At 63.9% G+C, this 25,183-nt stretch carries 21 protein-coding genes and 1 pseudogene; 11 read left to right on the top strand and 11 right to left on the bottom strand.

Going from position 1 to position 25,183, the window contains the following annotated elements; all coding sequences use genetic code 11:
- Position 1: 1 nt before the first annotated feature.
- Positions 2-763, bottom strand: coding sequence for an SDR family NAD(P)-dependent oxidoreductase (locus NY08_RS04415; RefSeq protein ID WP_032398146.1), 762 nt, complete (start codon positions 761-763; stop codon positions 2-4).
- 27 nt (positions 764-790) lie between these two features.
- Positions 791-2,587, bottom strand: a complete 1,797-nt coding sequence (locus NY08_RS04410; protein WP_045195082.1) for an acyl-CoA dehydrogenase — start codon at positions 2,585-2,587, stop codon at positions 791-793.
- Between the two features lie 341 nt (positions 2,588-2,928).
- Between NY08_RS04410 and car the strand changes: the two genes are divergently transcribed.
- Positions 2,929-6,456 (top strand): carboxylic acid reductase, encoded by a 3,528-nt coding sequence (gene car / locus NY08_RS04405; RefSeq protein ID WP_045199719.1) that lies wholly within the window; start codon positions 2,929-2,931, stop codon positions 6,454-6,456.
- A gap of 42 nt (positions 6,457-6,498) precedes the next feature.
- Here the strand turns inward: car and NY08_RS04400 are convergent, their stop codons facing one another.
- The 4 genes from NY08_RS04400 to NY08_RS04385 are packed head-to-tail and all read right to left on the bottom strand — an operon-like array spanning position 6,499 to position 11,365.
- Complete coding sequence (locus NY08_RS04400) at positions 6,499-8,079, bottom strand: hypothetical protein (protein WP_045195080.1); 1,581 nt, start codon at positions 8,077-8,079, stop codon at positions 6,499-6,501.
- Positions 8,080-8,087: 8 nt separating this feature from the next.
- Positions 8,088-8,801, bottom strand: coding sequence for a cysteine hydrolase family protein (locus NY08_RS04395; RefSeq protein WP_045195078.1), 714 nt, complete (start codon positions 8,799-8,801; stop codon positions 8,088-8,090).
- Positions 8,798-10,633, bottom strand: a complete 1,836-nt coding sequence (gene atzF / locus NY08_RS04390; RefSeq protein ID WP_082073689.1) for an allophanate hydrolase — start codon at positions 10,631-10,633, stop codon at positions 8,798-8,800. The genes NY08_RS04395 and atzF overlap by 4 nt, the downstream gene beginning before the upstream one ends.
- Before the next feature lie 57 nt (positions 10,634-10,690).
- A complete protein-coding gene (locus NY08_RS04385) occupies positions 10,691-11,365 on the bottom strand; it encodes a GntR family transcriptional regulator (RefSeq protein ID WP_045195076.1) in 675 nt (224 codons plus the stop codon).
- A 102-nt stretch (positions 11,366-11,467) separates the two neighbouring features.
- Between NY08_RS04385 and NY08_RS04380 the strand changes: the two genes are divergently transcribed.
- On the top strand, positions 11,468-11,764 hold the full coding sequence (locus NY08_RS04380) for a DUF503 domain-containing protein (RefSeq protein ID WP_032398151.1): 297 nt from the start codon (positions 11,468-11,470) through the stop codon (positions 11,762-11,764).
- A 17-nt stretch (positions 11,765-11,781) separates the two neighbouring features.
- On the opposite strand, the gene NY08_RS04375 is transcribed toward NY08_RS04380, so the two are convergent.
- Complete coding sequence (locus NY08_RS04375) at positions 11,782-12,345, bottom strand: dihydrofolate reductase family protein (protein WP_032398152.1); 564 nt, start codon at positions 12,343-12,345, stop codon at positions 11,782-11,784.
- A gap of 79 nt (positions 12,346-12,424) precedes the next feature.
- Between NY08_RS04375 and NY08_RS04370 the strand changes: the two genes are divergently transcribed.
- The 5 genes from NY08_RS04370 to NY08_RS04350 all read left to right on the top strand — a co-directional run bounded on the left by NY08_RS04370 (position 12,425) and on the right by NY08_RS04350 (position 15,165).
- Positions 12,425-13,576: an NAD(P)/FAD-dependent oxidoreductase gene (locus NY08_RS04370; protein ID WP_052683716.1), complete on the top strand. Its 1,152-nt coding sequence runs from the start codon at positions 12,425-12,427 to the stop codon at positions 13,574-13,576.
- Positions 13,577-13,595: 19 nt separating this feature from the next.
- Positions 13,596-13,886: a hypothetical protein gene (locus NY08_RS04365; protein WP_032398153.1), complete on the top strand. Its 291-nt coding sequence runs from the start codon at positions 13,596-13,598 to the stop codon at positions 13,884-13,886.
- Positions 13,887-13,936: 50 nt separating this feature from the next.
- A complete protein-coding gene (locus tag NY08_RS04360; protein WP_045195074.1) occupies positions 13,937-14,356 on the top strand; it encodes a hypothetical protein in 420 nt (139 codons plus the stop codon).
- Entirely contained in the window at positions 14,353-14,646 is a 294-nt protein-coding gene (locus NY08_RS04355; RefSeq protein ID WP_032398155.1) for a transcriptional regulator, read from the top strand. The genes NY08_RS04360 and NY08_RS04355 overlap by 4 nt, the downstream gene beginning before the upstream one ends.
- Positions 14,647-14,742: 96 nt before the next feature.
- On the top strand, positions 14,743-15,165 hold the full coding sequence (locus tag NY08_RS04350; protein ID WP_032398156.1) for a VOC family protein: 423 nt from the start codon (positions 14,743-14,745) through the stop codon (positions 15,163-15,165).
- 15 nt (positions 15,166-15,180) lie between these two features.
- Here NY08_RS04350 and NY08_RS04345 read toward each other — a convergent pair whose 3' ends face one another.
- The 4 genes from NY08_RS04345 to NY08_RS04330 form a co-directional block, all read right to left on the bottom strand.
- Positions 15,181-16,452 (bottom strand): MFS transporter, encoded by a 1,272-nt coding sequence (locus NY08_RS04345; RefSeq protein WP_045199714.1) that lies wholly within the window; start codon positions 16,450-16,452, stop codon positions 15,181-15,183.
- A 13-nt stretch (positions 16,453-16,465) separates the two neighbouring features.
- The gene (locus NY08_RS04340) at positions 16,466-17,101 is read right to left on the bottom strand and encodes a GyrI-like domain-containing protein (protein ID WP_045195072.1); all 636 of its coding nucleotides are present in this window, start codon (positions 17,099-17,101) and stop codon (positions 16,466-16,468) included.
- A gap of 118 nt (positions 17,102-17,219) precedes the next feature.
- A complete protein-coding gene (locus tag NY08_RS04335; protein ID WP_032398158.1) occupies positions 17,220-18,764 on the bottom strand; it encodes an alanine/glycine:cation symporter family protein in 1,545 nt (514 codons plus the stop codon).
- Between the two features lie 92 nt (positions 18,765-18,856).
- On the bottom strand, positions 18,857-20,074 hold the full coding sequence (locus tag NY08_RS04330; RefSeq protein ID WP_235387101.1) for an EAL domain-containing protein: 1,218 nt from the start codon (positions 20,072-20,074) through the stop codon (positions 18,857-18,859).
- A gap of 186 nt (positions 20,075-20,260) precedes the next feature.
- Here NY08_RS04330 and NY08_RS04325 point away from each other — a divergent pair, with 186 nt between their 5' ends.
- The 4 genes and pseudogenes from NY08_RS04325 to NY08_RS04310 all read left to right on the top strand — a co-directional run bounded on the left by NY08_RS04325 (position 20,261) and on the right by NY08_RS04310 (position 25,107).
- The gene (locus NY08_RS04325) at positions 20,261-21,631 is read left to right on the top strand and encodes a serine/threonine-protein kinase (protein ID WP_045195069.1); all 1,371 of its coding nucleotides are present in this window, start codon (positions 20,261-20,263) and stop codon (positions 21,629-21,631) included.
- A 30-nt stretch (positions 21,632-21,661) separates the two neighbouring features.
- Positions 21,662-22,996 carry a flavin monoamine oxidase family protein gene (locus tag NY08_RS04320; RefSeq protein ID WP_045195067.1) on the top strand — a complete coding sequence of 445 codons (1,335 nt, stop codon included), beginning with the start codon at positions 21,662-21,664 and terminating at the stop codon, positions 22,994-22,996.
- 30 nt (positions 22,997-23,026) lie between these two features.
- Positions 23,027-23,347 (top strand): annotated as a pseudogene (locus tag NY08_RS04315) (alanine:cation symporter family protein); the annotation flags it as partial.
- Positions 23,348-23,502: 155 nt separating this feature from the next.
- The gene (locus NY08_RS04310) at positions 23,503-25,107 is read left to right on the top strand and encodes an SLC13 family permease (protein WP_045195063.1); all 1,605 of its coding nucleotides are present in this window, start codon (positions 23,503-23,505) and stop codon (positions 25,105-25,107) included.
- Positions 25,108-25,183: the final 76 nt, after the last annotated feature.

Raw genomic sequence — 25,183 nt, 5'->3', positions numbered from 1 at the left:
GTCAGGTGATCGTGATCCCACCGTCGACCGCAATGGTCTGACCCGTCACGTATCCCCCGGCGTCCGAGGCGAGCCAGATCGCGGTTGCGGCCAGCTCTTCCGGATCACCCTTGCGTCCGAGGATCATTCGCGGAGCCATCGAGTCGAGGTATCCAGGCCGGTACGAGTCCGTCATCTCGCTCTGGAAGAATCCTGGCGCAATCGCGTTGACCCTGATGCCTTTACGTGCGCCCCACTGCTGTGCGAGATCGCGGGTGAGGCCGACGATGGCCGCTTTGCTGGCGCTGTAGGCCGCCTGCGGTAGGCCCGCCGTCGTCAGCCCCAGAATGCTCGAGATGTTCACGATCGAACTGCCGGGTGCCATCACCCGTCCACAGGCCTGAGCTGCCCAGTACGAACCGTTCAGGTTGATGTCGATCACCGAGCGGAACTGCTCGGGCGTCTCACGAGTTGCCGGATAGGCCGTGCCGACTCCGGCGTTGTTGATCAGCACGTCCACCTTCCCGAACTCCGCCATCGCGGACTCGACCATCGCGGTGCACTGATCCGGGTCGACCACGTCGGTGGCGACCGTGATCGAGCGCCCTCCGACGCTGTCGATCAACTCGGCGGTCTGCGCCAACTTGTCCACTCTCCGTGCGGCGAGCACCACATCCGCTCCCGCCTCGGCGGCTGCTTTGGCGAAGGCCACGCCCAGTCCGGAGGATGCACCGGTGACGATGACGACGCGACCGTCCAGGCGGAATTTGTCCAAGATCGACATATGTGTGAATCTCCTTGTGACTGTTTATCAGAACCAAGCGGGTGACATATCGAGGGTGGTGCGGTCCAGCTTCGCCAACAGGTCGAGTTGGACGTCAACCTTCGGCAATTCGTAGACGTAGAAGTATTTTGCTGCGGAACGCTTTCCGTCGTAGAAGTCTCCGGTCTTCGTGCCGACGGCCAGCAACTGCTCGAGCCACATCCAGGCGATGACCGTGTGCCCCATCGCCTCCAGGTACGCCGTGGAGTTCGCCAGTGCCACAGCGGCATCACCGGTGCCCCACACCGCAGCGGTGACCTCGACGATTCTGCCGACGCGTGCGTGTAGTTCGTCCGCGTAACGAGCAGCGTCACCGCCTTCCGAGTGCGCCCGATCGACTGTCTGTCCGATCTGTTCGGCCAGCAGAGCCAATCCAGCGCCGCCCTGCATGATCACCTTCCGCCCGAGCAGATCCAGACCTTGAATACCGTGTGTGCCTTCGTGAATCGGGTTGAGTCGATTGTCGCGGTAGTGCTGTTCGACGTCGTAGTCGCGGGTGTATCCGTAGCCGCCGTGCACCTGAATGGCCAGACTGTTGGCTTCGAGGCACCACTGCGACGGCCAGCTCTTGGCGATCGGCGTCAGTACGTCGAGCAGCAACGTCGATCGTGCTGCTTCGGCGTCGTCGGACGCAGAGTCCTGATGATCGACCAGGCGCGAACAGAAGAGTCCGAGCGCCAGCGCCCCTTCGACGTAGGACTTCTGCGCCAACAACATTCGCCGAACGTCGGCGTGTTCGATCAGCGCGACCGCAGGTGCAGCCGGATCCTTGGCACCGAGTGGTCGGCCCTGCGTACGGGTCTTCGCATACTCCACCGACTTCAGGTAGCCGACGTAGCCGAGGGCTATCGCAAGGAATCCGACGCCGATCCGCGCTTCGTTCATCATGTGGAACATGTACGACAATCCGCGGTTCTCCTCGGCGACGAGGAAGCCGACCGCTCCGGGTTGCCCACCGGGAGAGTGGGTTCCGTCGCCGAACGCCAGCAGCGTGTTCGTGGTGCCGCGGTTGCCCATCTTGTGATTGAGTCCGGTGAGCACGATGTCGTTGCGCTCGCCCGTACCCCCGGTGCCATCGGGAAGGAATTTGGGAACGATGAACAGGGAGATTCCCTTGACCCCCGGCGGTCCGCCCGGCGTCTTGGCGAGCACCAGGTGAACGATGTTCTCGGTCAGTTCGTGATCTCCACCCGAAATCCACATCTTGGTGCCGGTGATTCGGAAGCTTCCGTCGTCCTGCGGTACCGCCTTGGTCGTGATGTCGGCCAGTGACGAACCGGCCTGCGGTTCCGACAGACACATGGTGCCGAACCAGCGCCCGTCCAGCATCGGCCGGACGTAATCTCGCACCTGATCCGGCGTGCCGTACGCCGCGATCAGGTTGGCGTTGGCCATGGTGAGAAACGGGTACGAGGAGGTCCCGGCGTTGGCGGCCTGGAAGAACGCCATCGCTGCCCGGGAGACGGTCGCTGGCAGTTGCATGCCGCCGATCGACTCGTCGAACTGCCCGGCGATCAAACCCGCCGACGCATAGACATCGAGCGCTGCCTTCACTTCCGGTATCAGCTCCACCGAACCGTCCGCATTCATCGTCGGCTCCTGCGCGTCCGCCTTCTTGTTGTGCGGCGCGAAGTGCTTGCGGGCGATATCCGCGCTGAGATCGAGGACCGCGTCGAAGGTCTCCCTCGAGTGCTCTGCGAACCGAGGTCGAGCAGTCAGTGCCGCCACGTCCAACCATTCGTACAGCAGAAAATCCAGGTCGCGTCGCGAGAGGACGTCCGACATTCACTTCTCCGATCGAGAGGGGGCACCGCCACCGCATGGGTCGTTCCGAAGGTTCCACTCCTGCGTGAGCGCTGTGACGCACGTGACTACTTTCCTCACCATACAAGTCGCGTTTCGACGGCCACGCCGAGCGTCGCGACAAACGGTCCGGGCTGCGGGCGGTCGACCGGGGCAATGTCGAAAGCCGCAGCCGGGCAGACATTTACGGCGAATCGGACTATGAGCAGCATCACGATTCAAAAAAGCCACATCGGCATATGCTTACCTTTGATAACGATATTTGATCGAGCAATCGACAGCGCCCGGCTGTTCCGGTGCGCATCGTCGGAGGGGAGTCGAGCATGACGCACACACTGGCCGTCGACAGCGAACGTGACCGAGAGATCAGAGGGCGCGATCGCTTCACCGAGCTCCACCGGATCGATGACGACTTCCGAGCCGCCGAACCGGACAGCGCAGTGGCCGACGCCGCCCAGGAGTTGTCGCCCAACCTGGCCCGCGTGGTTGCCGAGATCATGACGCGCTACTCCGATCGGCCGGCACTCGGCCGCCGGGCCCGCGAGATCGCACGAGTCGACGACACGAACACTCTCCGCCTACTCCCGCGCTTCGAAACCGTCACCTACGGCCGAGCCTGGAACGACGCGGGTGCACTGGCATCGGCATTGACGCACGACGCATTCGGTATCGCTTCGGGAGACTTCTTCGCAACCCTGGGATTCGCGAGTGCCGACTACGTCGTCGCGGAATTGGCCACGATTCGGCTCGGCGCAATCGCCGTTCCGCTGCAGGCCGGTGCCACCGCGGGCCAACTCTCGGCCATCGCCGCGGAAGTCGAGCCCGTCGTACTGGCAGCCGATGTCGACAATCTGTCCGTCGCGGTCCAGGTTGCCACGCATTGTCGATCCATCCGACGAATCGTCGTCCTCGATTACGACGGTGCGATCGACGCACACACACAGATCATGGAGACCGCGCGCAGCGATGCCGAACAGGCGGGAGTCTTCGTTCGTCCGCTCACCGAGTTGGTTCGCGACGGGGCGCAACTACCGTCGGTTCCCCTACCCGATGCCGAGGATCCCGACCGACTCGCGACATTGATCTACACCTCCGGCAGCACCGGGACCCCCAAGGGAGCGATGCACACCGAGCGAATCGTGTGCGGAGCCTGGACCGGAGCCTGGCACCACACCGGAGCTTCATCCGAGTCCACGGACGGGCCTGCCTTCCCGGTCATCACTCTCGACTATCTTCCGATGAGTCACCTGGCCGGCCGTGGCCTCGTCTTCTCGACTCTTGCAGCAGGCGGCACCGTCCACTTCGCCGGGGCGAGCGACCTGTCCACCCTGTTCGAGGATTTCGCGCTCGCTCGGCCCACGATGGCACTGTTGATCCCGCGGGTCTGCGAGATGATTCGGCACAACGTTCTCGCCGAGATCGACCGGGAAACCGAACGCACTGCCGGTGGCGACGCCGACAGGACGCGACGAGAAGTGCTGGAGCGCACCAGGATCGAACAGTTCGGCGGTCGCGTCCTCGCAGCGATGGTCGGTACCGCGCCGATTGCCGACGAGGTGAAGGACTTCGTCTCCGAGCTGCTCGATATTCGGGTGCGCGACAACTACGGCTCCACAGAAGCCGGAATGGTGTTGCACGACGGCGTCGTTCAGCGGCCGCCGGTGATCGAATACAAGCTCGACGACGTACCCGAACTCGGCTACTTCTCCACCGACACACCGCATCCGCGCGGTGAGCTCCTGCTCAAGACGACCTCCATCATTCCCGGTTACTACAAGCGCCCGGACGTCACGGCCGACGTCTTCGACTCCGAGGGCTTCTATCGCACCGGGGACGTCGTCGCCGAGATCGAGCCGGACCGACTCGCCTACGTCGACCGACGCAAGAACGTTCTGAAACTGGCTCAGGGCGAGTTCGTCGCGCTGGCGCGCCTGGAAGCCCTGTTCGGTACCAGCGAGCTGGTGAATCAGATATTCGTGTACGGCAACAGCCAGCGGGCATACCTTCTGGCAGTTGTCGTACCGGCCGACCCGGACACGACTGCGGGTTCGGTCATCGAATCGTTGCAGCAGATCGCACGCACGGAAGCGCTGAATTCGTACGAGATTCCACGTGAAGTAGTCATCGAACACGACCCGTTCACACAGGAGAACGGACTCTTGTCCGGGGCAGGTAAGCAACTGCGACCCAAACTCGTCGAGCGCTACGGAAAAGAACTCGAACGTCGCTACGCGGAACTCGAGACCGGTCAGAACGATCGCCTACGCGAACTCAGGCGTACCGGTGCCGATGCCCCCGTTCTGACCACCGTCGGCGACGCGGCCCAGGCCCTGCTGGGATGCGCCGGGTCCGATATCCGACCCGACGCGCACTTCAGCGACTTGGGCGGAGATTCGTTGTCGGCGTTGACGTTCTCCACGCTTCTCCGTGAGATCTACGATGTCGATGTTCCGGTCGGAGTGATCACCGGGCCTGCCATGGACCTGGCAGCGCTGGCCGAGTACATCTCCTCGGCCCGGGACAACGATTCCGACACAGCGACGTTCGCCTCGGTGCACGGCCGCGGTGCCGCTGTGGCACGAGCCTCCGACCTGCGTCTGTCGGCTTTTCTCGACGATGCCCTTCTCGACGCCGCACACCGAATTGCCGGCCCGCGAGAACGGACCAGCACGGTCTTGCTCACCGGTGCCAACGGATACCTCGGTCGTTTCCTCTGCCTGGAATGGTTGGGGCGCATGGCCGAGACCGGCGGAAAGGTGATCTGTCTGGTGCGCGGGCGCTCCGATTCCGACGCGCGAGCTCGACTCGATGCAGCGTTCGACAGCGGAGACGCACAACTGTCGGAGCGCTATCGAACCTTGGCCGACGCCGCACTCGAGGTCGTCGCGGGCGATCTCGGGACACCTCACTTCGGCCTGGACCGCGACAGTTTCGAGACACTGGCCGAACGGGTGGATCGCATCGTCCACCCGGCCGCGCTCGTCAACCATGCCCTGCCGTACGAGCACCTCTTCGGACCCAACGTCGTCGGCACGGCCGAGATCATCCGGCTGGCGCTGACCGACCATGTCAAGCCCGTGACCTATCTGTCGACAGTGGCCGTCGCAGCGGGCGTCGAGGAATTCCGAGAGAACGGCGACATCCGCGTCGACAGCCCATCGCGGGCGGTGGACGATTCGTACGCCAACGGCTACGGCAACTCCAAGTGGGCCGGTGAAGTGCTGTTGCGCAATGCGTTCGACGAATTCGGACTGCCCGTCTCGGTCTTCCGCTCGGACATGATTCTGGCGCACAGCGCGTGGACGGGCCAGCTCAACGTGCCGGACGTATTCACGCGTCTGATCCTGTCGGTCGTTGCAACCGGTCTGGCTCCACACACGTTCTACGCCACCGACACCGGCGCGCCCACCGACGAGAAGGGGCGCCCGCTGGCCCACTACGACGGGCTGCCGGCCGATTTCAGTGCGGCGGCCATCACGTCGATCGCAGGTGGTGATACCTCGGGCTACCGAACCTTCGACATCCTCAACCCACACGACGACGACATCTCACTCGATACGTTCGTCGACTGGATCCGGGATGCAGGTCGCGACATCGAGATCGTCGAGAACTACGACGAATGGTTCGAGCGTTTCAACGCTGCAGTCGAGGCTCTGCCGGAGAAGCAGCGTTCGCACTCGCTGCTCCCGTTGATCGACTCGTACGCACGTCCGCAACATCCGTCGTCCGGAGCGATCCTGCCTGCCGACGAGTTCGCTTCCGCCGTCGGGGACATTCCGCACCTCGGACGCGAACTGATCGAGAAATATCTCTCCGATCTGGTGGCGCTCGAGCTCGTGAGCACACGCTAGAGCAGTTCCCGATGCGGGCCGTACGGCCCGCATCGGGAAGCACTACTCGCCGACCGGTTGCGGCTCGCCCGTCGGCTTCGAAGCCGGAGTCAGCCGCGAGTACGCCAGACACACCAGTCCGAAGAACAGATAGCCCAGGGCGACTTGGGGATTGGCTGCCCACCCCACCTCGTGTGAATGAATCAGACCGACCCACGACAGTGCCGCGGCCACCCCACCTGCTGCGGCGGCAGCGAGAAACCGTTTGTCGAGAACGAACGTGACGATGGTGCCCAGCATCAGTCCGGCGAGTACCGCGCCGGATCCGAACGTCTTCAGCCCGTCGTACACGACACCCGCCTGACCCAGTGCCTCGCTCCCCACTTCCGTCGCCGATGTACCTGCCGCGCTGAGCGCGTTGTCGATCAGGCCAACCGCCCACTCCGCGAGGTTGGGTAGCAGTGCCACCACCACCGCGATGGCGTGCAGCTTCGGCACCGACTGAAATGCCTGGGCACCGATCAGCAGGCCGATGTACAGCAGAATCGGGACGATCGCGGGTATCGGAAGCAGCGTGGCCAGTAGACCGAAGAGCCCGAGAAAACACATCAGGCCGATCGCGATGCCCGACGCGAGCGAGTAGCCGGTCCGTCCGCCTGCGTCTTTCCAGCCCGGATGGCCGATGTAGACAGCGGGCGGGAACGGCGATCCGAAGGCAGATCCGACGACCGCTCCGAATCCGTCTGCGAGCAGCACACTGCGGAGGTTGTAGTTGTCTCCCGCAGCGGACGCGCTCTCGACGTTGCTCATTGCCTCGGTGAAGTTGTAGACACCCAGAGGAATTGCGGTCGCGAGCAGCGGAGCCAGGTTGCCGAGACCGTCGAGAAGCAGATCGAGGCGCAGATCGGGAAGCCCGAGCGCGATATTGCCGGCAGCCTCGGTCACGTCCGGAACCGACATGTATCCGCCGATCCAGCCGATAGCCGTGCCTACCAGAAGCGCGGCGAGACCGACCGGAATGTTGCCGGGCAGCTTCACATCCGTGAAGAAGCCGATGAGAATGATTGCGAGAACGGGCAACCCGATCCAGGCGGCCTCCCACATCTGCGCGGCCGGGCGCATCGCGATGAACGTGATCGAGATGCCGGCCAGCGTGCCGAGCATCGCCGCGCGGGGGGTGATCCTGCGAATGTAGGGTCCGACGAACGCTCCGATCATGACGATGATGCCGATCATGAAGGCCCAGGCGAGCCCCGCCGCCCACGCCTGCATCGCGTCACCCGTCGCCAGGTAGACCGGGAGCATGACCACGAACACGACGATGAACATGTGCGGAACGCTCGGACCGTACGGAAGCGCCGTCACATCGGTTCGGTTCTCGCGCTTGGCGAGCCGACGAGCGAGAACCATGTAGTAGAGGTTCCCCAGGATCAGGGCGATCCCGAGGGCAGGCAGCAGGGTCCCGAGGACGTCGCTTCCTGGAATTCCGACCACCGCGATGCTCAGGGTGGTCAGGGTGAGCACGTTGACGAGAATGTTGAAGCCGAGTCCGAAGAATGCGTTGGTGTCGCCCTTCGTCCACCACGGGAGGGTGAACGAGGACGAAGAGCCTGCAGCGGGTGAGTCTTTCACGTCCATGGTCATGTTCGGTCCTATCGACTTGCCGAGGTGGGGACGAGTGCAACCAACGCGGCCTCGACGTCCTCCGACGGCGCGGTCCAACCGAAAATGCCGCCTTGAGCCGAGATCATCTCGAGGCCCACGCGCTGAAACTCCGGGAAGTACGAACCGACACAGTCCGTCACGACGAGGCATTCGTATCCTCGATCGTTGGCCTCGCGAACCGTGGTGTGCACGCACACCTCGGTCGTCACACCGGTGACGAGCAGGGTGGTGATTCCGGCGCTCGTGAGGATCTCGGAGAGCTCGGTGGCGTAGAACGCCCCTTTGCCGGGCTTGTCGATGACGGTCTCACCTTCGAGTGGCGCCAGTTCGTCGACTATGTCGTGACCGTACTCACCGCGAACGAGGATGCGACCGAACGCTCCCGGATCGCCGATGCGCTGCGATGGTGTGCCGCGGCGTAATTTCGCCGGCGGGCAGTCCGAAAGGTCCGGTAGGTGCCCCTCCCTGGTGTGGATCACGGGTATCCCCGCTTCCCTGGCCACTGCGATGAGACCTGCGAGTGGTTCGATCACGGATCGGAGCAGGCCGACATCGTTGCCGAGGCTCTCCCCGAACCCTCCGGGGAGCAGAAAATCCCTCTGCATGTCGATCACGAGCAGTGCCGTCGTCGTGGGATCGATGGTGAACTCCGACGGAGACGCCGACGGTATCGACGTTTCCGGTGTCTGTGCTGAGGTCATGAGATCTCCTGTGCTGCAATGGAAGTATCGTGAGCAGAATTGATCGCCCGGGAATATGCCCGCCAGCCACCGAACTCGCTGATGTCGTCGACGGTGTGCCGATGCGCGCCGGTCTGGACAGTCGCGTCGCAGACGTAGCCGAGAACGTCGGAACCGTCGGCCAGCAGTACTCGTCCCAGAGCGAGCACCGCTGGCATTCTGCCCGCGAGTACCGCAAGAGAAGCGGCGGGCAGACGCCACCTCTCCACGTCGATTGCGCTGCCGCCGAGAGGAACTCGCAACAGTCCGGGTGTCGGGTCGGTGGTTCCGATCCGAAGCAGTGTGTACGTCGGCGCGGTGGACGTCGCCTCGACCAGGGCCCCACCGAGCTCGAGCAGCTGCGGGTTGGCGCGCTCCCCCGACAGGTGGTGCCCGGCAACGACGATGTCGATGGTCTCGAGGGTCGACCCTTCGGCTGCTGCGGGATGCGGTGGAACGGCACGCCGTTCTCCGAGCAACCGGGCCGCGACCGCGAGGATCGTATCGTCGGCCAGCGCAGGCCCGATCACCATGAGGCTGACCGGTCGACCGTCCTGGGTGAGCCCGACGGGAACCGCTACGGCCGTCAGATCGAGAAGGTTTCCGAAGTGGGTGTAGTGACCGAGCTTCGTATTGCACGCGACGGGGTCTGCGAGTACCTCCGGCACGGTGAAGGTGGTGCCGATGGTCGGCACGATCATCACGTCCATCGACGTCCAGAGCCGAGAGACACGAGCGCGAAGGTCTTGCAATGTCTGCAGAGCACGGAAGGCATCGACAGCGGTGTAGTTCCGCCCTCCCAGAAAGATCTCGCGGACGACCGGGACGATGGAATCGGGCTTCTCGCTCAGGAATTCGTCGAATTCGACCAGTCGCTCGGCGACCCACGGTCCTTGATACAGCAGCGAGCCGGCGTCGAGGAAGGGTGTGAGATCGACTGTGGTGGTCCGTAACCCATGATCGGGAAGCGACAGGCGCGCCACCGAATGCGCATCGAACATGGCCGCGTCGCCGAAGAAGTCCAGCTGCTGCAGGTCCGGTAGCCCGACGGTGATGTCACGCCCGTCGTACTCTTCTCCGCGCGGACGTGACCAACCGTCCGCTGGATCCTCGGCGCACATGATGTCGAAGACGAGTTCGAGGTCCTCGACGGTGGACGCCATCAGGGTGATGCAGTCCAGCGACTTGCACGCGGGGACGAGGCCGACGGTGCTGATCAGGCCGCGCGACGGCTTGTAGCCGACGATCCCGTTGAGCGCGGCAGGCACACGACCCGATCCTGCGGTGTCGGTGGCCACACAGAACGGCACCTGCCCGAGGGCGACGGCCAGTGCCGATCCGGAACTGGAGCCACCGGAGATCATGTCGTTGCCGTAGACGCTCCGCGGAATCGCATGGGGCGTGCGAGTTCCGTTCAGCCCGGTCGCGAACTGGTCGAGGCTGGTCTTGCCGACGAAAATGGCGCCCGCGTCGACCAGTGCCTGCACTGCCGGGGCCGTCGAATCCGACGTGTAGGCGTAGTCGGGACAGGCGAGCGTGGTCGGGTATCCCGCCACATCGATGCTGTCCTTGACTCCGAAGGGAATTCCGTACAGGGGTAGCGACACTGTGTCGGGTCGCGCTTCGAGTGCAGCGGCGGCCGCGAGCAATTCCGAACGGCCGACAACGGTGATCCATGTTCCGTCGTCGCCGCGTGCAGCCACGGCGGTCGAGAACGCCTCCACCGTTGCAGTGGGAGTCGATGTGCCGTTTCTGTACGACGCGAGCATCTCGGTGACGGTCGGGCCGAGTGCCGGTCCCAGGTCTGAAGTCATACCGTCGATTGTCGACAGTTTTCTGTTAATGCAGGTTGTTGCCGTGTTTCGAGTCTGTTAGGAAATACTCTCGAGATGCAGGTAGGTCAGCTCGCCATGCTCCTTCAACGCAGCGAGCGCGACCGAGAGGTCGTTCGATTCGATGGCGTCGAGCAACCACTCGTGACGCCTGATCCCATCGATCGGATTGGCGACTCGGGCTTCTTCCCTGAGGTTGCGGGCCATCGGTAGCTGTAACTTCAACAGGATCGGCGCATAGGCCACATCGAGCTGGCGGCTTCCGGCCAACGCCACGATTGCCTCGTGGAAACGCCGGTGAGCGTCGTCCTTCTCGAGAGTGTCCCCCCGCGCATCGGCGTCGCGCATCTCGTCGAGCGCCGCTCTCACCGGCGCGAAAGCACTGTCGGGAGGCGACGCGAGTGGGAGCGCACGCTCGAGCGCATGTCGTTCGAGAACCTGACGCAGCTCGAAAAGTTCGAGAATGTCCTCCGCCGACCACACCGTCACTCGAAACCCGCGACGTGGGAGATGCTCGACCAGACCCTGCTGAGCCAACAGGCGCAACGCCTCACGCACGGGTGCTCGGCTGATCCCGAGTCGCGCGCACAGTGTTTCCTCGACCACGCGCGATCCGGGCTCGAGCGCACCGCTGAGCACCTCGGATCGGACCTGGCGAGTCGCCATTTCGACAAGGCTCGGCGGCAAGGAACCGTGTCCCGCCGGTGCAGCCATGACGCCAGTGTACGAACATGCGCGCCGAATGGCGTGCATCCACGGTATTGCCGGGCCGAGTCGGGGGCCGCTCGCCCACCCCGGCGTTAGACTGACACGCCTATGTGGATTGGATGGATAGAATTCGACTTCCTTCTCGGAGATGTTCACTCACTCAAAGAGAAACGCTCCGTGATCCGGCCGGTGATCTCCGAAATGCAACGCAAGTTCGCGGTATCGGCGGCGGAAACCGATCATCGCGAGTTGCACAGGCGAGCAGGTATAGGCGCGTCCGTCGTAGCAGGCGATCGCGACCACGTCACCGATGTTCTCGACCGAATCGAGCGCGTCGCGGCCTCGCGGCCCGAGCTGCAACTCGTCTCCGTTCGGCGGCGCACCATCCGAAGCGACGACATCTGAACACTCGCCCCGCCGGGTCATCGACGTACGTCGAACACCTGCTTCTGAATTCCGTTGCCGTAGACCTCGTGTTCGATCAGTTCGAGATGCGTGGTGTCCTTGTCGGCCGCGCTGAACAGTCGCTTTCCCGCACCGAGCAGGAGTGGAAAGACGAGCAGGTGGTACCGATCGACCAGCCCGGCGTCGGCGAGACTTCGGCCTAGGGTGGCGCTGCCGTGTATCGAGATCGGCCCACCCTCGGAGTTCCTGAGCTCGGCAACGTCGTCGATACTGCGCAGAACGGTTGCAGGCCAGCGTGAGTCGTCCTGCTCGAGCGTCGTCGACACCACATACCTCGGCATGGCGTTGTACCCCGCGAAATCGTCCATGGTGGGCCAGATCGGCGCAAATGCTTCGTAGGAGGTGCGGCCCAACAGCAGCGCAGTGGCTTCTTCCTGCTCACGTCCTTTGATCTCGTACGCTGCCGGATCGAAGTCGATGCCCTGAAACGTCCACCCGGAGTTGCGATAGCCCACCTCGCCGCCCGGCCCCTCCATCACGCCGTCGAGCGACACGAACGCGGTCACGATCACAGTGCGCATGGACGGTCCTTACCGGTGCTGGGGTGGGTGCCGGAATCGTAAACCATCCTCGCGCCGAATCCGTCGATACCATCGACCGATGATCGCCAGCGACATGTCCCACCCGGCGTGGGACGACGATCCGATCGTGTCCGGCTGGTCGGGACTGCCCGCACTCGACCATGACCGCACCGCCGACGTCTGCGTCGTCGGCCTGGGAGGCTCGGGTCTGGCCGCCGTCGCCGACCTCCTCGACCGCGGTGTCGATGTGGTCGGAATCGACGCAGGGCGAGTCGCAGCCGGCGCTGCGGGTCGGAACGGCGGCTTCCTGCTCGGTGGTCCTGCGACCTTTCTGCACACAGCACTCGCGACATGGGGTCCGTGCGCGGTGGATCTGTATCGAGCGACTCTGGCGGAGATCGACAATCTGGAAGGGCTTCTCGGACCCGACGTCGTCCGACGCACCGGATCGATCAGGCTCGCGGGAGTCCCCGGTTCTCCGAGCGAGCTCGCCGATGCGGAGGACTGCGACGCGCTGGCGCAGTGCCTGCGCGAGAACGACGTTGCCGTCGAGCACTATTCCGGCGCGTTGGGAAACGGCATCTTCCTACCGGACGATGCGGTGATGAATCCTGCGCGTCGCGCGCTCGGGCTGGCATCGATTCTCGCAGGACGCGCTCGACTGTACGAATACACGCCCGCAATCGCCATCGAGCCGGGCGCGGTCACGACGCCGAATGGAGTGGTTCGATGCGGCCTGGTTCTCGTAGCCGTCGACGGTCGACTCGAACAGGTACTCCCCCAGCTCGACGGACGGGTTCGGACGGCCCGTCTGCAGATGCTCGCGACCTCGCCCGTCACCCCGGGGCGACTGCCGTGCCCCGTGTACGGACGATGGGGGTACGACTACGCGCAACAGGACGCGTCTGGACGGCTGTATGTCGGGGTCGGTCGTGACCTCTTCGCCGAGCACGAATGGACACCGTCCGGCGAACCGACCGCTCAGGTTCAGCACTACATCGAGTCGGTCGCGGCATCGTTTGCAGGAGAACCTGTCTCGGTCGATGCACGGTGGGCCGCGTCCGTCGGATTCACCACCGACGGTCGGCCGCTGTGCACATGGGTCGACGACACCGTGATCGCATTCGGTGGCTACAACGGCACAGGCAATCTGGTCGGACCGGTCACCGCTCGCGCCGCCGTGGCGCTCGGGCTCGACGCAAGTCCAGTACCGCAGTATCTGAGCAGCTGACGCATGGCAGTGTGGACCCATGGCCGAAGAACCGGAACACACCGAGGACGGTCACTACATCGTGATCAAGGGTCGCCGTTGGCGCGCAACGGATCCTGATATCCCGGAGGATCGCAATGCCGAATTACGGTCGATTCTGATGGCGTGGCGCAGGGAGGTCAAACGCACGTCGGGTGCACCGGAATCTCGCGCAGGCGTGCAGGCCACCAAAGTCGCCCTCGGCGAGCGAGGAACCCCGTGGTGGGAGCAGTCGGACGACGAGCGACGGGCCCGATGGGAATCGGAAGTGGCGAGGCCGTCCGACACCTGACATCCGCCCGATGGTTGCCATAGTGGAAACTATCCAATACAGTTTCCACCATGGAAAGCATCGGAGAACCCACACCTGCCGAAGCCCGAACGGCTCTCGACGACATCGATCGAGTTCAGCGCGCAGTACGAGACACTCCGTGGCCGGTATGGCTGTATCCGGTCAACGCCGCGCTGCTCGCGATGTTCGCACTGACCGCCCTTCTCGACAGCCGGCTCGCGTTCCTGGGTGTCGCCGCGGTGATCATCGCGGTCAACGTCGTCACCGGATATCGGATGGGGACGCCGTGGGCCCTACCCACCGACCGCGGCTTCCTCACCTGTGTCGCGCTGTCGGGGCTCTCCGTCGCGCTGGCGCAGGCTGTCGGTGATCCCAGCGGACCGGCCTGGCCGGTTGTTCTGCTGGCGGCAGCAGCCGCGTCGATCTACTCGATCGGATCGATTCTGCACTACCGCAGTACGCGTCGATGAGCGATCTCGATCCGATCATTCACCCGGCCCACCGGCTCCGAATCTGTGCCCTTCTGGCCGCTGCGACAACGGTGGAACTGGCGATCGTCAAGGAACACAGCGGGTTGAGCGCATCGGCGCTGAGCAAACAGGTCGCTGCCCTGGTCGATGCGGGATACGTCGAGCAGCAGCGATCACGGACGGACTCGCGGCGACTGTGGTTGTCGTTGACCAAGGACGGTAGAACGGCCTATAGACGTCACGTGGTCGCACTGCGCGCCATTGTTGCCGACACCGACGCATCCATCTGATCTTCTGCGGTGACTTTCCCTCACGGTGCGGGTCTACTGATTCGACGGATCCCGTCGTAGTTCAGCCCGCTCGTTCATCAGAAGAAGGAGACTTCGATCATGTCCATTCTCAACCCCTATCTGTCGTTCCGAGACAACGCGCGCGAGGCGATGGAGTTCTATCGGTCGGTCTTCGGTGGCGAGCTGACCGTCACCACGCTCGGCGAGGCCAACGCCAGCGAGGATCCCGCTGACCGGGACAAGATCATGCACGGCCAGCTGACCACCCCGAACGGGTTCACTCTGATGGGAGCCGACACGCCGTCGTCGATGGAGCACACGCCCGGGAACACCATGAGCGTCTCGCTCAGCGGCGACGAGGAGGACGAACTGACGAGCTACTGGAACGCGTTGGCCGTCGACGCGCAGTTCACGATGGGTCTCGACAAGGCCCCGTGGGGCGACACCTTCGGTATGTTGACCGACAAGTTCGGTGTGCAGTGGATGGTCAACATCGCCGGATCCCCCAGCGAGAGCTGAGTACGGCTTCCGCCGCTACCGGACGAGGTTCTTCGGCGGGACCACCTGTCGGAGACCGTCGGGCCCCCAGCCTCGATCGAGTGCCGTCAACAACAATGCACAGCCGATACCGGACAGGACGAGCGCGGAGCCGAACATCGCCGTGTAGCCGAACAGGTCGCCGACCACACCGGCTGCGATCCCGGCTGCGCCCTGCGCGAAGACGATTGCGCACGCCATCAGCGTGTAATCGCTTCCCGCGAAACGCTTCTCGGACGCGTCCATCATCAGGGCGAACACCGCCACCGTGGCCGCACCACCGAGGACGTGTTCGGTGATGTTGGCGGTGACCAGAAGTGGGAAGCCGCCGACTCCCAGGGAGGCGACGACATACAGGGCAAGGCTGAGCGTTTGACTCACCCCGCCGACCAACAGCGCCCGACGCCGTCCGTGTCGAAATGACAACCATGCCCCCAGTGCGGCTCCCCCGAGCGCAGCCACCGACGACAGACCGCCCTCGACCAGCGCTATCTGGGGCAATGACAGTCCACTGTCCGACAGAAACGGACCCACGAGGGCCGAGCCCATCGAGTTACCGAACTTGAAGCCGATGATCAGCAGGATGAACGCAACCATGCCGGGCCTACGCAGTCGGGACCACCAGGCAACCGCCAGCCGCACCGGCGTTTCCGGCTCGGCCGCTCGGTCGGATTCGGCGTCTGCAGCGTCCAGTTGCGTCCGCATCCACCACACCGGAACAGTCGTCAGCACGATGAGCAGTGCCATCGCGACGAACAGCACCCGCCATCCGGCAAAGGTGAACAGCCACAACAGCAGTCCGCCGCCGCACACCATCCCGATGCGGTAGGCACCGACCTGCAGACCGTTGCCCAACCCGCGCTGCGCCGCGCTGAGCGTACGCACCGCGATACCGTCGGTCGCGATGTCCTGCGTCGCCGAGAGAGCATTCATGACGAAGATTCCGACGAACAGCCAGCGCAGTGTCGAGGACAGATCGAGGAACGACAACGCCAGTGCCGCCGCCGCGGCAGAACACTGCAGCGACAACAGCCACCGTCGCCTCGATCCGTACCGATCGACGTACGGAGCCCAGAGAAATTTCAGCGCCCACGGGAGAAACAGCACACCGGTCGCGCTGATCTTCACCAAGGAGAAGCCCGACTCCCGGAGGACGACAGGTAGGGCCTGGGTGAAGAATCCGAACGGCAGTCCCTGTGCGAAGTAGAGCGCACCCAGAAGAGTCAGAGTCCCGGCGGTGAACGATGCCGGACGCACCGCATTGGTCATGCCGGTCATCGTGTCAGAGCGACGCCGACTCCGCCGAAGGCGCCACCGGCTGGCGGAGGATGGTGCGCAGCTTCGTCGGCTCCACCCTGCGCGGATCGCTGAGATAGATCTCGTGATGTTTGCCGGTCATCGTCATTCCAGAACTGGGAATGTATCGGTGATGGAGTTCGTCGAGTACCGGCGTCTCGTCGTCGTAGGACCCGACATGCAGCGTCTGCACGCACAGCCCCTCGTCGAGAGTCTCCAGTCGAATTCTGCTCGACGCATCCGAGGTGCTCTTCGCTTCCGCGGACGCCTTCGCCACGTCGAACATCCGACGGTCGATCCAGTCGGGCACCATGATCATGGCCGTCCAGTTCCACTCGGCCTTGTTGCGGGCGGTCGTGAACGAGGCCATGTTCTCGGCCCACCACAGAGCCTCGAGCGGCGGAACGACATAGTCGCGGTCGAGGGTGTTCTTGCTGGCGAACTTCAGTGCATAGGCCACGGGGTAGAGCGCCCCGATTGCTTCGGTGTACTGCGGAGCGGTGTTCGGATCGCCGTGTCCGTCGAGCATCAGGTAGGTCAGCGGCGGAACGACAAGGGTACGAAAGATGTTGCGCTGCGCAGAGTATGCGTCGAACGTTTTCTTGAAATCGACTTTCGTCATTCGGCCCCCGGTTACCACCACTGTCGAATACTGCGAAACATCTCCAAGAGATACCCGACAACGGACATCGACGAGACCGATACCGCCCGGTCTCGTCGATGTCGGTTCGTCCGATCTGTCACACCCCGGCGTCGACCTTGTCCGGCTCGCCTCGACGCATCGCCAGGTACTCGGAGAGTTCGCGCTTGACCACCGGCAAGAGCAGGTACAGGCCCGTGATGTTGACCAGCGCCAGCAGGAACAGCGTCGCATCGGCGAAATCGAGCACGGAACCGAGGGACAACACGGTTCCGATGACGGTGAACATGCAGAACATCACGTTGAAGAAGGTGCGCGAGAAGCGGCTCCGTCCGAACAACGACGTCCATGCCTGCAGTCCGTAGTAGGCCCAGGTGATTGCGGTGGACAGAGCGAACAGTGCCACCGCGACAGTCAGCACGTACGGGAACCACGGCAGCACCGTCTCGAAAGCGTCGGAGGTGAGGGTGACGCCTCCGGCGGGAAGCTCACCTGTCTCGGCGACGATCGCCCGCTGGTCCTGCCAGGTGACGGTGTTGGCGATCACGATGGTCAATGCCGTCGCGGTACAGATGACGACGGTGTCGATGAAGGGCTCGAGCATGGCCACGAAGCCCTCGGTGACCGGATGCCTGGTCTTGACGGCCGAGTGCGCGATGGCCGCCGAACCCAGTCCGGCCTCGTTCGAGAACGCGGCGCGCTGGAATCCGATGATCATGACGCCGAGTACGCCGCCGGCCACACCCTCGGGTGAGAACGCACCTTCGAAGATCGCGGTGAATGCCGTGGGGACCGAACGGAAGTTGACGGCGATGACGACGCCACACGCGACGATGTAGATCAGCGCCATGGTCGGTACGAGCTTGGCGGTCACCGCCGAGATCGATTTCATGCCGCCGATGATGACCAGTCCGATGATCAATGCGACGACGATACCGAATACGGCTTTTGCTCCGTCGGAGCCGAGGAATCCGTCCTCACCACCGGTGACCGAACGGACCTGCGCGTAGGTCTGATTGGCCTGGAACATGTTGCCGCCGCTGATCGCGAAGAACGTGATGACGATGGCGTAGAAGACGGCCATGACCTTGCCGACCTTGGCGAGTCCCCGCTCCGCGAGACCCTTGGTCAGGTATTTCATCGGCCCACCGGAGACGGTGCCGTCCTCGTTGATGTCTCGGTACTTCACACCGAGCGTGCACTCGACGAACTTCGATGCCATACCCAGCAAGCCGGCGAGGATCATCCACAGGGTCGCGCCGGGGCCACCGAGCGTCACTGCGACGGCGACACCGGCGATGTTGCCGAGCCCGACGGTTCCGGACACCGCGGCGGTGAGGGCTCTGAAGTGACTGACTTCTCCTGGCGCGTCTGCCTCGTCCTCCTTGCCGCTGACCAGAATCAACGCTCTCTTGATTCCGCGGACCTGGATGAACTTGAACGCCACCGTGAAGACGACGGCTCCGACGATGAGCCACAGGACGATCAGTGGAACAGCGGCTCCACCGATGTTCACGGTGAAGAAGACGACATTCGACACGGCAGCGGAGATCGGATCGAAGGCATTGTTGATCGCCGTCTCGATGGAGCTGATCGTGCCTCCGTCCGCGGCCAATAAATCGGTTGCGAGGGGGTGAGAGCTCATGGCTTCGAGTGAACAGCACGGGGACGGCCGAAGACGTGATTTACCGAATTTCGGGCAACAATTTACTTGATCTTGACGAGGAGCCCGCGGACTCACATCGCAGATCTGGCCGGTATCCGTCTCAGAAGCACCGTTGCAGCATCCAGTACGACATGACGGTCGTAGGTGAGGCGGTAGTCGTACATCGGGGTGCCGTCCTCGGCCGCTCCTCGCTCGACCGCGATGAGCGCCACGCTCGACATCGGAGCCACGATCACGATCGAACGTTCCAGTGCCAACGGTTCGTCCGCGTCCACGAACACTTTTCGGAAACCTGATTCCGGCGACGCGGCATTCGAGTCGAAGACGGCCATCAGCGCAGTACGTGCGGCGAGGTCCTCGAAGATCGCCTCGCGGGCAGGCGTCAGACCGGTGGACGCACTGACGGTCGCCAGGACGACGGTCGAGGAACCGGTGCCGTACGCACTGTGCAACAGGCTGTTCTCGATGGCGTCGAGCAGTGTCGAATCCGCGTGCCTGCGGGCGCCGAGAGCATGGGTGAGCCCGTAGGGCGTGACCGCAACGGGGGCACGCACGGTCAGCGTTCCGGTCGGATCGAGCGATCGGACCGGCCCCTGCACCTCGCCGAAATCCGGAAGAGCCTCCGGTGCCCCGTAGAGATATCCCTGCCCCAGCACGGCACCCATGGCGAGCGCACAACTCTCGTGATGCTCGGTTTCGATCCCTTCGGCCAGAACCAGGGCACCGGTGCGCTCGGCCTCGGCGGCGACAGCGGCAACGATGGCGGCGGTCTCGTTGCTCGAGCGCCCCTGTACGAGTTCCATGTCCAGCTTGATCACGTCGGGACGCAGCAGTGGGATCAGGGCGAGGCTGGAAGAATCCGCCCCCACATCGTCGATGGCGACTCGCCACCCCAGGTTTCGAGCGTGTTCGGCCGCCCTCAGCAGACCGGCCGGATCACCCATCAGGTCTCGCTCGGTGATTTCGACGATGATGGACAGCCGCGACGCGTCCTCGAGAATCGGTAGGTAGTCCCGTGGAGGCGGTGCATCGAGGGCGATGGGTTCGGCATTGACGAACAGAGCGAGCTGGTCGGGATAGCCGGACTCGAAGGCACCGCGCAACGCGCTGATTCGGCAGCGCCAATCGAAATCGGCCGTGACGCCCTGTGCCCGCGCCACGCCCAACAGTTCCGGCGGCGAAATGGGCGCACCGCCTCCGCAGGTCCGCACCAAGGCTTCGTACCCCACGACGGCGCGTCCGTCCAGCGTCACGATCGGCTGGTAGACCGACGTGATCCGGACCGACATCGGCGAAATCTCCGCACTCGCCGAGGATCGATGCATGGGTGGACCCTCCCTCGATACTGATCGATCGGTCCCCACCCGGGGCATCATCATGCCCGACCGCACCCTGATGTCGACACCCGACTGCGGTCTGCGCGTCTGTTCGTTGGTTATATGGTGCTCCGAGGACTCGAGGAACGGCGGTGACCGATGGTGGGAGCGGACTCACGTCCTCATACCCCTCACGACCGCCTCTTCGCGGGTCGATACCGACTGGGCACGATCCTGGGGCGCGGCGGAATGGCCGACGTCGTGCACGCCGACGACCACGTTCTCGGCCGAGCCGTAGCGGTGAAGATATTCCGCCACGGCGAGCCCCCCGACACCGCCCAACGCATCGATGCAGAAATACGGACTCTCGCGTCGCTGTCGCACCCGGGTCTGGTGACGCTGTACGACGCGGGCACTGCGCTCGATCCAAGCGGGGTGCCCGTGCCGTACCTGGTGATGGAGCTGGTCGACGGTCCGACTCTGAGTGCGTATCGCCAGGGCCGAACGATGGACACCGCCCACGTCGCTCGGATCGGATGCGAGCTGGCGGAGGCTCTCGCCTACATTCACGATCAGGGTGTGGTGCATCGCGACATCAAACCGGCCAACATCCTTGTTGCGCAGTCTCCGGACGTGGGCGTGGGACAGTGCGCCAAACTTACCGATTTCGGCATCGCTCGTATCGTCGACGCCGAACGACTCACCGAGCACGGCACCACAGTCGGTACTGCGCACTACCTCAGCCCGGAGCAGGCGACGGGTACGTCTGCAGGCCCACCGACGGACATCTACACGCTCGGGCTCGTTCTCATCGAATGCCTCACCGGCACAATGGCATTCGAGGGAAGCGCGGTGGCTGCGGCGGTGGCGCGCCTGCACCGCGATCCCGCCGTCCCCGAGGGGCTCGGATCGGACTGGCACGCGCTGTTGACGGAGATGACATCCAGACGGCCGGAGGATCGACCGGCCGCAGCTGCGGTCGCCCGCCGATTGCGCGGGCTCTCACGAAGCGGGACACCTCTTCCCCGCACCGCCGCGATTCCAATGGAAACTGTGAACACGGTTGCGCCTTCAGCAGTTTCAGCGTCGACCGAAGCGGAACCTCCACGCCGTCGATGGATCGTTCCGGGAGCAGCGGCTCTGTTCGTCTCGCTGGGCGCAGCAATCCTCTGGGTCGCAGTCGGCACCAGCGAGGAGCCGGAGCCCCTGTCACCGTCGACGCCGACGCCGACGCTTGTGCAGTCACCCGCGGCGGCACCCACAACGCCCGCGCCCGCACCTGCGAGCCCGATTCCAGTGCTCTCGAACCCACCTGAGCCTGCTCCCGGACCCACGACGAATTCGCTTCCGACCGAGCCCGCTGCGCCGGCCCCGCTACCTCCGGATGACGACAAAGGAAGCTCGGGGAACGGCAGCGGGAACTCGGAGAAGGGCAACAAGAGCCCCGGCAATTCGGGAAACGGCAACGCGAACGGGAACAGCAACGGAAACAGTGGCAACGGCAACGGCAATTCCGGCCGAGGAAACTGACCCCGCGGCCGTCGACAGACAGGAGTGACGGTGACACACGTCGATACCCTCGTGGTGGGAGCAGGTATTTCCGGCTTGGTCGCTGCGACACTCCTGCATCGCGCCGGTCAGCGCGTCGTCGTTCTCGAGGCCAGAGATCGCGTAGGCGGTCGCGTCCGGACACTACGCACCGACGAAGGCACCCTCGACGTCGGAGCGTCCTGGATTCACGGAACAGACGACAACCCCCTCGCCGATACGGTAAACGCTTTCGGAATGCGGACCGTCGAATTCACTGTCGGTAGCTACCAGCCGGACGGCAGGCCCATCGCGTACTACTCCCCTACCGGGACCAGGTTGAGCGATGCGGCCGCCGCCCAGTTCGGTGCCGACGTTCACCACTTCGACGAACTGTTCGCGACGACCATCGCGAATTCACCCCCCGGAACGTCGTTCGGTGACGCGGTGGAAGCAACTCTGACGCAACTGGATTGGGACGACGATCGACTCGAACAAGTTCGTGAGTTCCTGGGACATCGAGCCGAGGAACAGTTGGGGGTAGGAAAGGATCTCCTCGACGCGCACGGTTTGGACGACGACGCCATCGAGGGCGACGAAGTCGTGTTCCCGGATGGTTACGACGAATTGGCCGTCCGGCTGGCCGAGGGGCTCGATGTTCGACTCGAACATGTTGTGACGCAGGTCCGGTGGGGTCGAGACGGAGTTCTGGTCGATACCGGGTCCGGGAGGTTCTCGGCCGAGCGCGCTGTGGTGACGGTGCCGATCGGCGTACTGAAGTCCCCGGCGCTCACGGTGGAACCTCCTCTGCCGGAACCCGTTTCGGGTGCCCTGGAACGATTGGAGATGAATGCCTTCGAGAAGGTGTTCATCCGGTTCCCCACCAAGTTCTGGGACGAGAACGTCTACGCCGTGCGGCAGCAGGGCGAAGCCGGGCGCTGGTGGCACTCCTGGTACGACGTCACCATGCCGCCGGGGCGTCCGACGCTTCTGACGTTCGCAGCGGGCGCGTGCGCTCAGCAGATCCGGCACTGGTCGGACGAGCGCATCGCGGACTCGGTTCTCGAGGCACTACGTGGCCTGTTCGGTGACCGTGTCGCTACGCCGGACAGCGTGTATGTCACTCGCTGGCAGGACGATCCGTTCTCCTACGGTTCGTACTCGTACATGACGGTGGGTTCACGTACGCGCGATCACGACGACCTGGCCACTCCGATCGGCGATGTACTTCACCTCGCCGGTGAAGCGACGTGGACCGATGATCCGGCAACGGTCACCGCGGCGTTGAAGTCGGGACATCTTGCAGCAGAACGGATTCTGGGGCGTCCGATTCCCTACCGAGATATCTGGGGTGCTACCGAGGAGTGACGGATGGCACCGTGGATACCGTCAGTTCGGTTGGATTTCTCGGCACACCGTCTCTACAGCGTTTTTCACATCTATCTGTTGATCGGCGTCGGGCTGTACTTCACCGTCCGCACCACGTTCGTCCAGGTCCGGTTGCTGCCGTCGATGTTCGAGTCGATCGGCGGATCTCGATCGAACGCCGAGGGCGGAATCTCCGCGTTCCAGGCGTTCTGCGTCGGTCTGGCATCTCGGGTGGGTACGGGAAACATCGCCGGCGTAGCCATCGCCATCACTCTCGTTGGACCGGGCGCGATCTTCTGGATGTGGCTGGTCGCGGAGGTGGGCATGGCGACTGCGTTCGTCGAGGCGACCTTCCCGGCGACGTGTGGGATCCGGTGCTCGACAACGACCCGACGATGAACAAGCCCGACGTCGCGAAGTAAGCGTCGACACCGGCCCCAACCAACTCGGATCTTTCGGACATTTCACGCGTTAGGGTGATGAAACGTCCACACCGAGGAGGATCCATGACGCAGGTCGGCGACGAGGAGAAGGCCGGGCGCTCATCCGAAGGCCACGACTTCGACGAGGTGGATCAGAGATCGGCCGGAGAACGAGAAGCCGAAGTGCAGCCCGGTCGCCGCAAGCGTCAATGGGTCGGCCTCGGCGCAGGCATCCTGTTGGCCATTCTCGTGTACCTGATTCTCCCCGATGGCGTAGCGCATCCAGCGCGGTTGACCGCAGGCACCGCCGTCTTGATGGGTATCTGGTGGATGACGGAGGCGGTGCCCATCCCGGCAACCGCGCTGCTACCCCTCGTCATCTTTCCGGTCTTCGATTCCGATGTCGCCGTCAACGATGTCGGTGCCTCCTACGGCAACAACATCATCTTCCTGTTCATGGGCGGATTTCTCCTGGCGCTGGCCATGCAGCGGTGGAACCTGCACCGACGCATAGCCCTGTTGACCGTCGACGCGATGGGCACCAAACCGACGATGGTGATCGCCGGGTTCATGATCGCGACGGGCTTTCTGTCGATGTGGGTGTCCAACACGGCCACCGCCGTCATGATGATTCCGATCGGTGTATCGGTGCTGGTTCTGGTTCTCGACATCGGCAAGAAGTCCGGAGCGGTACCCGGCACCGGCGCTGACTCCGCCCCCGACGACGACACCATCACCCAGGCCGTCATCAAGAGCAACTTCGGGACCGCTCTGATGCTCGGCATCGCCTATGCCGCGTCGATAGGCTCGCTCGGAACCATCATCGGCACTCCACCCAACACTCTGCTGGTGGGTTACCTGGAGGGGCAGGGAATCACGATCGGGTTCCTCCAGTGGATGATCGCCGGTGTTCCGCTCGCCGTGATCCTGCTCGTGATCGCCTGGTTCCTGTTGACCCACGTGATGTTCAAGCCGGAGATCGACGACATACCCGGTGGCAAGCAGCTGATCAGAGGTGAGCTCGACGCCCTGGGCAGGATGTCGCAGGGTGAGATCCGGGTCGCGATCGTCTTCTCCCTGGCGGCAGTGTCGTGGGTGGCCGTTCCGCTGATCTTCGACGATGCCCCGATCTCCGACACCGGGATCGCCATGACAGCAGCACTGCTGCTGTTCCTGCTACCCAGCGGAAGCAAGAAGGGCGTCCGCCTGATCGACTGGGAGACCGCTGTCAAGCTGCCCTGGGGCGTGTTGCTGCTGTTCGGCGGCGGGCTCGCCCTATCGGCCCAGTTCGAGTCGAGCGGCCTGACGGACTGGATCGGCAGCGTCGCAGGTGGCCTCGACACCATTCCGGTGGTCATGTTGGTCGTCGTCGCCACGGCCGCGATCATCTTCCTGACCGAGATCACCAGCAACACCGCGACGGCCGCGACGTTCCTTCCGGTGGCAGGTGGCGTCGCGATGGGCATGAACATCGATATTCTGGTTCTGACCGTTCCGGTAGCGCTCGCGGCCACCTGCGCGTTCATGTTGCCCGTGGCGACTCCGCCGAACGCGGTGTCCTACGCCAGTGGCTACATCACGATCGGCCAGATGATGCGAGGCGGTTTCTGGCTCAATCTGATCGCCATCTCACTGATCACTATCGCCGCGTACACGGTGTTCGCGTGGTCGCTCGGCATTCAGTTCTGACGCTCTGTACAGAAGAAGTCGAACGATTCGAGATCGACTTCGGCCGATTTCGCCCGCACAACCGTGCACCGGGTTT

Source organism: Rhodococcus sp. B7740, from assembly GCF_000954115.1.
Taxonomy (GTDB): Bacteria; Actinomycetota; Actinomycetes; order Mycobacteriales; family Mycobacteriaceae; genus Rhodococcoides.
Note: the sequence above shows the minus strand (reverse complement) of the source record. Positions and strands in the feature narration are given on the sequence as shown.

Excerpts from the sequence above, each read along its gene's own strand:
- NY08_RS04410 (WP_045195082.1), bottom strand. The coding sequence starts at position 2,587 with ATGTCGGACGTCCTCTCGCGACGCGACCTGGATTTTCTGCTGTACGAA.
- car (WP_045199719.1), top strand. The coding sequence starts at position 2,929 with ATGACGCACACACTGGCCGTCGACAGCGAACGTGACCGAGAGATCAGA.
- NY08_RS04345 (WP_045199714.1), bottom strand. The coding sequence starts at position 16,452 with ATGACCAATGCGGTGCGTCCGGCATCGTTCACCGCCGGGACTCTGACT.
- NY08_RS04380 (WP_032398151.1), top strand. The coding sequence starts at position 11,468 with ATGTGGATTGGATGGATAGAATTCGACTTCCTTCTCGGAGATGTTCAC.
- NY08_RS04385 (WP_045195076.1), bottom strand. The coding sequence starts at position 11,365 with ATGGCTGCACCGGCGGGACACGGTTCCTTGCCGCCGAGCCTTGTCGAA.
- NY08_RS04400 (WP_045195080.1), bottom strand. The coding sequence starts at position 8,079 with ATGACCATGGACGTGAAAGACTCACCCGCTGCAGGCTCTTCGTCCTCG.
- NY08_RS04355 (WP_032398155.1), top strand. The coding sequence starts at position 14,353 with ATGAGCGATCTCGATCCGATCATTCACCCGGCCCACCGGCTCCGAATC.
- NY08_RS04360 (WP_045195074.1), top strand. The coding sequence starts at position 13,937 with ATGGAAAGCATCGGAGAACCCACACCTGCCGAAGCCCGAACGGCTCTC.
- NY08_RS04330 (WP_235387101.1), bottom strand. The coding sequence starts at position 20,074 with ATGTCGGTCCGGATCACGTCGGTCTACCAGCCGATCGTGACGCTGGAC.
- NY08_RS04335 (WP_032398158.1), bottom strand. The coding sequence starts at position 18,764 with ATGAGCTCTCACCCCCTCGCAACCGATTTATTGGCCGCGGACGGAGGC.
- NY08_RS04375 (WP_032398152.1), bottom strand. The coding sequence starts at position 12,345 with ATGCGCACTGTGATCGTGACCGCGTTCGTGTCGCTCGACGGCGTGATG.
- NY08_RS04310 (WP_045195063.1), top strand. The coding sequence starts at position 23,503 with ATGACGCAGGTCGGCGACGAGGAGAAGGCCGGGCGCTCATCCGAAGGC.
- NY08_RS04365 (WP_032398153.1), top strand. The coding sequence starts at position 13,596 with ATGGCCGAAGAACCGGAACACACCGAGGACGGTCACTACATCGTGATC.
- NY08_RS04415 (WP_032398146.1), bottom strand. The coding sequence starts at position 763 with ATGTCGATCTTGGACAAATTCCGCCTGGACGGTCGCGTCGTCATCGTC.
- atzF (WP_082073689.1), bottom strand. The coding sequence starts at position 10,633 with ATGACTTCAGACCTGGGACCGGCACTCGGCCCGACCGTCACCGAGATG.
- NY08_RS04370 (WP_052683716.1), top strand. The coding sequence starts at position 12,425 with ATGATCGCCAGCGACATGTCCCACCCGGCGTGGGACGACGATCCGATC.
- NY08_RS04395 (WP_045195078.1), bottom strand. The coding sequence starts at position 8,801 with ATGACCTCAGCACAGACACCGGAAACGTCGATACCGTCGGCGTCTCCG.
- NY08_RS04325 (WP_045195069.1), top strand. The coding sequence starts at position 20,261 with ATGGTGGGAGCGGACTCACGTCCTCATACCCCTCACGACCGCCTCTTC.
- NY08_RS04340 (WP_045195072.1), bottom strand. The coding sequence starts at position 17,101 with ATGACGAAAGTCGATTTCAAGAAAACGTTCGACGCATACTCTGCGCAG.